The following is a 9,029-nucleotide window of genomic DNA, read 5'->3' as shown; positions in this document are numbered from 1 at the left end:
CGGGCGTGCCCCGCCCGCGCGCGGCCGACGCGACGCCGGCCTGACCGCCCGCCCGCCGACGCGACGCCGGCCTGACCGACCGCCCGCCGACGGCACGCGGGCCGGGCGCACACGCGCCGACCGCACGCGACGCCGACCTGACCCCGCACGCCGGACGACCGCACGCGACGCCGGCCTGACCGCCCGCCCGCCGACGGCACGCGGGCCGGGCGCCCGCCCGCCGGGGGGCGGCGGCGCGTGGGTGGTCAGCGGGGCGCGTCGACCGGGAGCCGGGAGACGATGTGCCGGGCGATCTCCAGCGAGCTGGTCGCGGCGGGGGAGGGCGCGTTCAGCACGTGCACCTGCCGGTCCGCCTCGACGATCAGGAAGTCGTCGACCAGCCCGCCGTCGGGCAGGATCGCCTGGGCGCGGACGCCGGCGCCGGCCCGCACGATGTCGGCCGGGGTCAGCTCCGGCACCAGCCGGGCCAGGCTCGCGGCGAACCGCTTCTTCGACAGCGACCGGGCCACCTCGGTCAGCCCGTAGCGGTAGTGGCGGCGGCCCAGCGCCCACAGGCCCCGGTAGGTCAGCTCGTCCCAGATGTCGCGCGGGCTGATCCGGCCCCAGGAGTAGCCCTCCCGGGCGGTCGCCAGCACCGCGTTCGGGCCGGCGTGCACGCTGCCGTCGATCATCTTCGTCAGGTGCACGCCGAGGAACGGGAACTGCGGGTCCGGCACCGGATAGATCAGGCCCCGCACCAGGCCCTGCCGCTGCGGCACCAGCTCGTAGTACTCGCCGCGGAACGGCACGATCCGCACCGGCGTCGGCACCCCGGCCAGCCGGGAGATCCGGTCGGCGTGCAGGCCGGCGCAGTTGACCAGGACGTCCGCGACCACCTCGCCCCGGGTGGTGCTCACCACCACACCCTCCGGCCGGGTGGCCACGGCCGTGACCTCGGTCTCCGTCCGCAGGTCCGCGCCGCCCGCCGCGAGCAGCTCGGCGAGCTTGCGGCAGACCGCCCCGAAGTCGACGATGCCGGTCGACGCGACGTGCAGCGCGGCGACGGCCGCCACGTGCGGCTCGTGCTCGGCCGCCTCGGCGGCCTCGATCAGCCGCACCGGCAGGCCGTTGGCGAGGGCGCGCTGGTGCAGGTCGTGCAGTCGGGGCAGCTCCGCGGCGTCGGTGGCGACGATCAGCTTCCCGCAGATGTCGTACGCGATCCCGTGCCGCTCGCAGAACTCGACCATCGAGGCGCTGCCGGCCTTGCACATGGTGGCCTTCAGGCTGCCCGGCTTGTAGTAGACGCCGGCGTGGATGACGCCGGAGTTGTGGCCCGTCTGGTGGGCCGCCCAGCCGGCCTCCTTCTCCAGCACGGTGACCTGGTCCCCGGGCCGGTCGGTCATCAGCCGGTGTGCCACGGCGAGCCCGACGATGCCGCCACCCACCACCACGAACCTGGTCATCTCATCTCCCCTGCCGACGCCGCGACCGATGGTAACCACACGGACCCGCGCGCCCGACTCGCGGACGACCCGCCCGGTTGGCCTAGACTGCTCCGGGTCCATCACTCTGGGGGTCACATGTCTGAGGTCATCGCGCTCGGCCAGCCCACGGTCGGCGAGGCCGAGCTCGCCGCCATCGCCGAGGTCTTCGCCTCGGGCTGGCTCGCCGGCTCCGGGCCCACCTGCCGCCGCTTCGAGGAGCGCTTCGCCGCCACCGTCGGCACCCGGCACGCCCTCGCCACCAGCAACTGCGGCTCGGCGCTGCACCTCGCGCTGCTCACTCTCGGTGTCAAGCCGGGCGACGAGGTGATCGTCGGCGACTACACCTTCCCGGCCACCGGGCACTCCGTGATGTGGACCGGCGCCAAGCCGGTCTTCGCCGACGTGCGGCCGGACACCTGGACGGTCGACCCGGCCGCCGTCGAGGCCGCCGTCACCCCGCGCACCGTCGGCATCATCGCCGTCGACGCGTTCGGCCAGCCCGCCGACTACGACGAGCTGCGCGCCATCGCCGACAGGCACGGCCTGTTCCTCGTCGAGGACGCCGCCTGCTCCGCCGGCGCCACCTACAAGGGCCGGCCGGCCGGCAGCCTCGCCGACGTCGCCACCTTCAGCTTCCACGGCCGCAAGGGCATCACCGCCGGCGAGGGCGGGGCCTACGTCACCGACCGCGACGACCTCGCCGCGCACGCCCGCAAGCTGCACACGTACGGGGTGGAGGGGGCGCTCACCCGCGCCGAGCTGTCGCACCTGCCGATCCCGACGTTCACCGAGCTGGGCTACAACTACCGGCTCTCCGACATCTCCGCGGCGATCATGCTCGCCCAGCTCGACCGGCTGCCGGACCTGCTGGCCGCGAAGCGCCGCACCGCGGCCCGCTACGGCGAGCTGCTCAAGGACCACGAGCTGATCACCACCCCGTACGAGGCGCCGGACCGCGAGCACCCCTGGCAGTCGTACGTCGTCACGCTCGACCCCTCGGTCGACCGGGGCGCGGTGGCGCTGGAGTTGCGGCAGCGCGGCGTGCAGTGCACCTTCGGCACGTACGCCTCGCACGCCCAGCCGCTCTACGGCCAGACCACGCCCTGCCCGGTCTCGGCGGACCTGTTCGCCCGGCACCTGGCGATCCCGATGCACGCCAACCTCACCGACGCCCAGGTCGAGACCGTCGCGGCCACGCTGGTAGACGTCGTCAACACCGCGGCCACCAGCCGCTGACCCCCAGGAAGGACACGCTCCGCCATGTCGAAGCAGACCGTCTTCATCACCGGAGGCGCGGGTTTCATCGGCCTGCACGTGGTGCCGATGCTGTTGGAGAAGGGCTACCGGGTCCGCATCTTCGACAACATGTTCCGCGGTGACCGGGACCGCGTCGCGGAGCTGGTCGCGACCGGCGACGTCGAGCTGATCGACCAGGACGTCCGCTACGGCGGCGCCGTGCACGCGGCCATGAAGGGCTGCGACTACGTCATCCACCTGGCGGCGGTCTCGATCAACAAGAGCCAGGCCGACCCGTACGAGTCGATCGACATCAACATGGTCGGCAACCACAACGTCTTCGCCGCCGCCGCCGACCACGGCGTGAAGCGGCTGGTCTTCGCGTCGTCGGCGTCGGTCTACGGCGACCCGAAGAAGCTGCCGATGCACGAGGACGACCGGCTCGACCCGCTCACCCCGTACTGCATCTCGAAGCGGGCCGGCGAGGACCTGCTCGGCTTCTACCAGCGCAGCAAGGGCCTGAACTGGATCGCCCTGCGGTTCTTCAACGTCTACGGCCCGGGCCAGAAGCCGACCGCCTACTACACCTCGGTGATCAACCACTTCGTGAAGCGGCTCAAGAACGGCGAGCCGCCGGTCATCGACGGCAAGGGCGAGCAGTCGATGGACTTCATCCACGTCCACGACATCGCCCGCTCCGTGGTCGCCGCGATGGAGGCCGAGCAGGGCAACGTGCCGGTCAACATCGGCACCGGCATCGACACCTCGATCGCCACCCTGGCCGAGATCCTGATCAAGGCCGTCGGCGTGGACGTGCAGCCGCAGTTCAACCCGCGCGAGGTGCTGGTCAGCCGCCGCGCGGCCGACATCACCCGGGCCCGCGAGGTGCTCGGGTGGGAGCCGACCATCGCGGTCGAGGACGGCATGACCGACCTCATCAAGACCGAGGTCGCGTGACCCAGCCGCCGTCCGCCGGGGGCCCGTCGTCGCACGGGCTCCCGGCGAACCCGTACAACCCCCACGCCTGGGTCATCGGCGAGCCGGTGATCGGCGCCGGGACGTGGATCGGCGCGTTCACCGTCATCGACGGCTCCGGCGGGCTGACCATCGGCGCCGGCTGCGACATCAGCTGCGGCGCGCAGATCTACACCCACTCCACGGCGCGGCGTTGCGTGTCGGGTCGTGCCCATGATTCGGTGGACCGGGCGCCGGTGGTGATCGGCGACCGGGTCTTCATCGGGGCGAACGCGACCGTGATGATGGGCGTCACCATCGGTGACGGCGCCGTCGTCGGCGCGGGCGCCGTGGTCACCAAGGACGTGCCACCGGGGGCGGTCGTGACGGGCGTCCCGGCCCGGGTGGTCTCCACAGTCGAGTTGGACGGCGGCGATGTCCGGTTCGTCCCTGTCGCGGATAGCTAGGAGCGCCCCTCCCGTGCGTATCGCAGTCGTCAACAACTTCTTCCCGCCGCGCGCGGGCGGAAGCTCGCACCTGTCCGAGTCGCTCGCCAAGGGCTACGCCGCCGAGGGGCACGACGTCCTGGTGCTCACCGCCGCCTACCAGGACGCCCCCGCGGTCGAGGAGCGCGACGGGCTGCGCATCGTCCGCCTCCCGGCGTGGATGCTGCCGCAGACCCGGCTGGCGGTGAGCTTCGACATCTCGTTCACCAGCCGGCCCACCCTGCTGCGCCACGTCCGCAAGCTGCTCGACGAGTTCCGGCCGGACGTCATCCACCAGCACGGCCAGTTCTTCGACCTGACCTGGGCGACCGCGCTCTACGCGCGCAAGCGCGGGGTGCCGGCGCTGCTGTCCATCCACACCCGGCTGGAGAACCCGCAGGCCCGCTACGCCAAGGTGTTCCGCGGGCTGGACGCCACCATGGTCAAGCCGTTCATGCGGCGGTCCAGGCCGCGGCTCGTGGTGATGGACGTGCTCATGCAGGAATACATCGAGGCCCGCTACCGGGGCGCCCACTCGGGCCTGGTGCCGATCCCGGTCGGCGTGGACCCGGACTGGGTCGTCGGCGGCAACGCCCAGCGGGTCCGCGAGCGCCACGACCTGGGCACCTCGCCGGTGATCCTGTCGGTGGGGCACGTGATCCCGCTGCGCGACCGGATCGCGCTGGTCGAGGCGCTGCCCGCGGTGCTGGCCCGGGTGCCCGACGCGAAGCTGCTCGTCTGCGGCCAGGTCTACTACGGGGTCTTCGCGGAGCGGGCCCGCGCGCTCGGCGTCGAGCACGCCGTCATCGCGGCCGGCAAGGTGCCCAAGAGCGAGATCCCCGACTACCTGGCCGCCGCCACGGTGGAGTCGCACGAGCAGGGGCTCGGCCTCGGCACGGCGACGCTGGAGGCGATGGCGGCGGGCGTGCCGGTGGTGGCGCCCGCGCGGGCGGACAACTTCCCCGGCATCTCGCTGCGCGACGGCGAGAACGTGCTGCTCTGCCGGCCCGGCGACGTGCCGGGCCTGGCGGAGCGGCTGATCGCCGCGCTGACCGACCCGGCCCTGGCCAAGCAGATCGGCGTCAACGGCCAGGCGCTCATCCGGGAACGCTTCAGCCTCGACCGCGTGCTGCACCGGCACCTCGAGGTGCTCGGCGAGATGGCGGCCGGCCGCCGCCGCTGACCGTACGCCCGACGACGGCGCCCCCGACCAGCAACATGGTCGGGGGCGCCGTCGTTCGTTGGTGCTCGGGCGGACCGGACCCCCGCGACGATCCGGTGCCGTCGCCCGGTCCAGGGCCGTCGCCCGGCGCGGCGGCGGCGCGGCGTGGCCCTGGCGGCGGTGGTCGTCGCCCGGCGCGGGGGCGGTACAGCCAGGGCCCGGGCGGCGGTGGCCGTCGCCCGGGCGGGACGGATCAGCGCGTGGTGACCGGCGCGGCGGCCCGGTCGGCGGCGGAGCGGGGCGCGGGGACCGGCTCGACCGCCACGGCCGCTGCCTCGTCGTCGGGGAGCGCGTCGGCGGGCGTCCCCCGGCGGAGCTGCCGCATCCCGGACAGGGCGGCGATTCCGGCGGCGAGCAGGTCCGCCACCGTGAAGATCAGCCGCGAGGCGAGCGCGATGCCCGTCGCCGCGCCGATGCCGCCGGCGTCGACGAGGAAGGGCGCCATGGTGGCGACCAGCACGGCCTCCCGGACGCCCAGCCCGGAGGGGGAGAGGAAGGCGAACATCCCGACGGTCATCGCGATGGCGAACGAGCCGATGCTGCGCAGCAGGCCGCCGAGGCCGGGAGCGGCCTGCGCGTTGGCCAGCAGCCACAGGTGCACGCCGAACAGCGTGTAGCCCAGGGCGCTCCAGCCGACCACCCGGAGCACGCCGGGCAGCGTCAGCTTGTGCTGGAGCGGCGGGCGGCGCAGCACCTTGAGGGTGAGCTGGATCAGCCGGGTGAGCACCGCCGGGATGGCGCAGATCAGGGCGATGGGGAAGAGCACGGCGACGATGTAGAGCGCCACCCGGACCGGCTCCGCGTACTCGGCCCCGGTCTCGGCGGTCGCATCGAGCAGGGAGGGCAGGCTGAGCAGGCCGACGCCGAGCGCGGCGACCACGCCGAGGCCCAGCGCGACCAGCGTGGCCAGGAAGGCCCGCGCGCGCGGCAGGCCGGCCCGCCGGCCCAGCTCCATCTGCAGGACGTACGCCCACACGCTGCCCGGGATGTACTTGCCGAGCTGCCCGACCATGCAGATCCGCAGGGCGGCGGGAACGGACACCTTGTGCTCCAGGTCCGCCGCGGCGGCCCGCCACGCCATCGAGTTGGCGAACATCCCGGCGAGCACCGCCAGCACGGCGAGCACCACCGACGGCCACGCCAGGTCGAGCCAGGTCTGCCGGACGTCCGGCCACTGACTGACGACGCTCCAGGTCATGCCCGCGGCGATCGCCGCGATCACGACGATGCGTACCCCCAGGGAGAGCCAGCGGGACCGGCTCTTCGCCGCGCCGGCCCCCCCGGCCGGTGCGGTCACCGTTTCGACCTGGGTCGAGGTCTCTGCCACGGCCGTCCTGCCTCCGCGTCGCCCTGACCCGTCAGGGTCGCCTGCACAATTCGCCGAGACTAGCGCAGGGCGGTGGTTACCACGAACCCAGGCCGGCGGCGAGTCGGGGCCCGGGCCGGGCGTGCGCGGACTCTCCCCGAGGCGGTCCAGATGTGCCGGGCCCCTCCCGCGCTGCTACGGTCTGCACGCTGCCCCACACCCCAAGGAGAGCTCCTGTGATCCCGATTTCCGTCGTCAAGCTGGACGAGGCGGCCGAACGGTTGGCGGTCGAGGTGATCCGTTCGGGCGTCATCGCGCAGGGACCGATGGTGGCCCGCCTGGAGCGCGAGTTCGCCGACCTGGTCGGCGTCGAGCACGCGGTGGCCGTCAACAACGGCACCACGGCCCTCGTCGCCGCGCTCCAGGTGCTCGACCTCCAGCCCGGCGACGAGGTCGTCACCAGCCCCTTCACCTTCGTCGCCACCCTCAACGCGATCCTCGAGGCGGGCGCCACCGCCCGGTTCGCCGACATCCGCGAGGACGACTTCTGCGTCGACCCGGAGGCCCTCGCCGCCGCCGTCGGCCCGCGCACCAAGGTGCTCATGCCGGTCCACCTGTACGGCCAGCCCGCCGACATGGACGCGATCGCCCCGCTGGCGCGGCAGCACGGCCTCGGCCTCGTCGAGGACACCGCCCAGTCCCTGGGGGCGACGATCTCCGGGCGCGGCGCCGGCAGCTTCGGGCTCGGCACCTTCTCGCTGTACGCCACCAAGAACCTCACCACCGGTGAGGGCGGCATGATCACCACCAACGACGCGGGGCTCGCCGACCGGCTGCGGGTGCTGCGCAACCAGGGCATGCGGCAGCGCTACCAGTACGAGGTGGCCGGGCACAACTACCGCCTCACCGACCTGCAGGCGGCGCTGGGCATCCCGCAGATCGCCGCGTACGGCGAGAACGTCAAGCGCCGCAAGGACAACGCGGCCCGCCTCTCCGCCGGCCTGGCCGACGTCCCCGGGCTGCGCCTGCCGACCGAGCTGCCCGGCCGGTCGCACGTCTGGCACCAGTACACGGTGCTGGTCACCGACGAGGCCCCGGTCACCCGCGACGAGGTGATCGCCCGGCTGACCGAGCGCGGCGTGGGCTGCGGCATCTACTACCCGAAGACGGTCTACGACTACGACTGCTACCGGGAGCACCCCCGCGTCGTCGCCGACCCGGCGCCGGTGACCGAGCGCGTCGTGCGCCAGTGCGTCTCGCTGCCGGTGCACCACCACCTCAGCGACAGTGACCTGGACCAGGTGGTCGAGGCCGTCCGGGCGGCGGTGGGCGCGTGACCGCCAAGCTGCGTTTCGCCCTGGTCGGCACCGGGGTGATGGGCTCGCTGCACGCCCGCGTGATCGCCCAGTCCGAGCGGGCCGAGCTGGCCCGGGTCATCGAGCCCCGGCGCTCTGTCGGCCAGCAGATCGCCGAGCGGTACGGGGCCGGCTGGGCCCCGAACGCCGACGACCTCTCCGACGTCGACGCCGTGGTGATCGCCGCGCCGACCGAGTTCCACCACGGCCTCGCCGACCAGGTGCTCGCCGCCGACAAGCCGCTGCTGATCGAGAAGCCGGTCTGCGGCGACCTCGCCGAGACCGAGGAGATCGTGGCCACCGCCGGCAAGCGCGGCGTGCCGCTGCTGTGCGGGCTGCTGGAGCGGTTCAACCCGGCGGTGCTGACCGCCCTCGCCCTGGTCGACCGTCCGGTGCACCTGACCGCCACGCGGCACTCGCCGTACGCGCCGCGGATCCGCACCGGGGTCGCCTGGGACCTGCTCATCCACGACGTCGACCTGGCGATCCAGGCGTTCGGCGGCGAGGAGCCGGCGATGGTCCGGGGCACCTTCGGCCACTTCCACCCCGACTCGCTCACCGAGGCGGAGGACGTGGCGGAGACCGTGCTCAGCTTCGGCAGCGGCGCGCTGGCGAACGTCTCGGCCAGCCGGATCGGGCAGCGCAAGGTCCGCACGCTGGTGATCAGCGAGGTCGAGCGGTTGATCGAGGCGGACCTGATCCGCAAGCACGTCACGATCTACCGGCACGTGTCCTCGGACGCGGCCACGCCGGACGGGCGCGGCTACCGGCAGCAGAGCATCATCGAGGTGCCGGAGCTGCTCACCAACCGCGAGCCGCTCGCCGCCCAGCTCGACCACTTCCTGGACATCGTCGCCGGCACCGTCGACGCCGACGTGGAGCGGCAGCGCATCCTGCCCGCGCACCGCGTCGTCGGCCGGCTCTTCGCCGACAACGGGCGCTGACGCGCCGGACGAGCGCACAAGAGAGGGGCGGGGCGACCACCTTCACCTCGGCGATCAGCCAGTG

The 9,029-nt window shown here is 73.5% G+C and carries 8 protein-coding genes; 6 read left to right on the top strand and 2 right to left on the bottom strand.

The window, feature by feature from the left end:
- Nucleotides 1-245 precede the first annotated feature (245 nt).
- The gene (gene lhgO, locus ACWENR_RS27590) at nt 246-1,442 is read right to left on the bottom strand and encodes an L-2-hydroxyglutarate oxidase (RefSeq protein WP_452279867.1); all 1,197 of its coding nucleotides are present in this window, start codon (nt 1,440-1,442) and stop codon (nt 246-248) included.
- A 117-nt stretch (nt 1,443-1,559) separates the two neighbouring features.
- On the opposite strand from lhgO, the gene ACWENR_RS27585 reads away from it, so the two are divergent.
- From ACWENR_RS27585 to ACWENR_RS27570, 4 genes are read left to right on the top strand one after another with little or no spacing between them, the layout of a single operon-like run.
- Nucleotides 1,560-2,699, top strand: a complete 1,140-nt coding sequence (locus tag ACWENR_RS27585; RefSeq protein WP_452279866.1) for a DegT/DnrJ/EryC1/StrS family aminotransferase — start codon at nt 1,560-1,562, stop codon at nt 2,697-2,699.
- 24 nt (nt 2,700-2,723) lie between these two features.
- Nucleotides 2,724-3,656 (top strand): NAD-dependent epimerase/dehydratase family protein, encoded by a 933-nt coding sequence (locus tag ACWENR_RS27580; RefSeq protein WP_452279865.1) that lies wholly within the window; start codon nt 2,724-2,726, stop codon nt 3,654-3,656.
- Nucleotides 3,653-4,120 (top strand): acyltransferase, encoded by a 468-nt coding sequence (locus tag ACWENR_RS27575; RefSeq protein WP_452279864.1) that lies wholly within the window; start codon nt 3,653-3,655, stop codon nt 4,118-4,120. The genes ACWENR_RS27580 and ACWENR_RS27575 overlap by 4 nt, the downstream gene beginning before the upstream one ends.
- Nucleotides 4,121-4,133: 13 nt before the next feature.
- A complete protein-coding gene (locus ACWENR_RS27570) occupies nt 4,134-5,321 on the top strand; it encodes a glycosyltransferase family 4 protein (protein ID WP_452279863.1) in 1,188 nt (395 codons plus the stop codon).
- A gap of 232 nt (nt 5,322-5,553) precedes the next feature.
- Here the strand turns inward: ACWENR_RS27570 and ACWENR_RS27565 are convergent, their stop codons facing one another.
- A complete protein-coding gene (locus tag ACWENR_RS27565) occupies nt 5,554-6,687 on the bottom strand; it encodes a lysylphosphatidylglycerol synthase transmembrane domain-containing protein (protein WP_452279862.1) in 1,134 nt (377 codons plus the stop codon).
- A 215-nt stretch (nt 6,688-6,902) separates the two neighbouring features.
- Between ACWENR_RS27565 and ACWENR_RS27560 the strand changes: the two genes are divergently transcribed.
- Both ACWENR_RS27560 and ACWENR_RS27555 read left to right on the top strand, forming a co-directional pair.
- Entirely contained in the window at nt 6,903-8,003 is a 1,101-nt protein-coding gene (locus ACWENR_RS27560; RefSeq protein ID WP_452279861.1) for a DegT/DnrJ/EryC1/StrS family aminotransferase, read from the top strand.
- Nucleotides 8,000-8,965, top strand: a complete 966-nt coding sequence (locus tag ACWENR_RS27555; protein ID WP_452279860.1) for a Gfo/Idh/MocA family protein — start codon at nt 8,000-8,002, stop codon at nt 8,963-8,965. The genes ACWENR_RS27560 and ACWENR_RS27555 overlap by 4 nt, the downstream gene beginning before the upstream one ends.
- Nucleotides 8,966-9,029 lie beyond the last annotated feature (64 nt).

It is taken from the genome of Micromonospora sp. NPDC004336, assembly GCF_053602615.1.
Note: the sequence above shows the minus strand (reverse complement) of the source record. Positions and strands in the feature narration are given on the sequence as shown.

Bases quoted from the DNA above. Each gene is read 5' to 3' on its own strand.
- lhgO (WP_452279867.1), bottom strand. From the start codon at position 1,442: ATGACCAGGTTCGTGGTGGTGGGTGGCGGCATCGTCGGGCTCGCCGTG.
- ACWENR_RS27585 (WP_452279866.1), top strand. From the start codon at position 1,560: ATGTCTGAGGTCATCGCGCTCGGCCAGCCCACGGTCGGCGAGGCCGAG.
- ACWENR_RS27580 (WP_452279865.1), top strand. From the start codon at position 2,724: ATGTCGAAGCAGACCGTCTTCATCACCGGAGGCGCGGGTTTCATCGGC.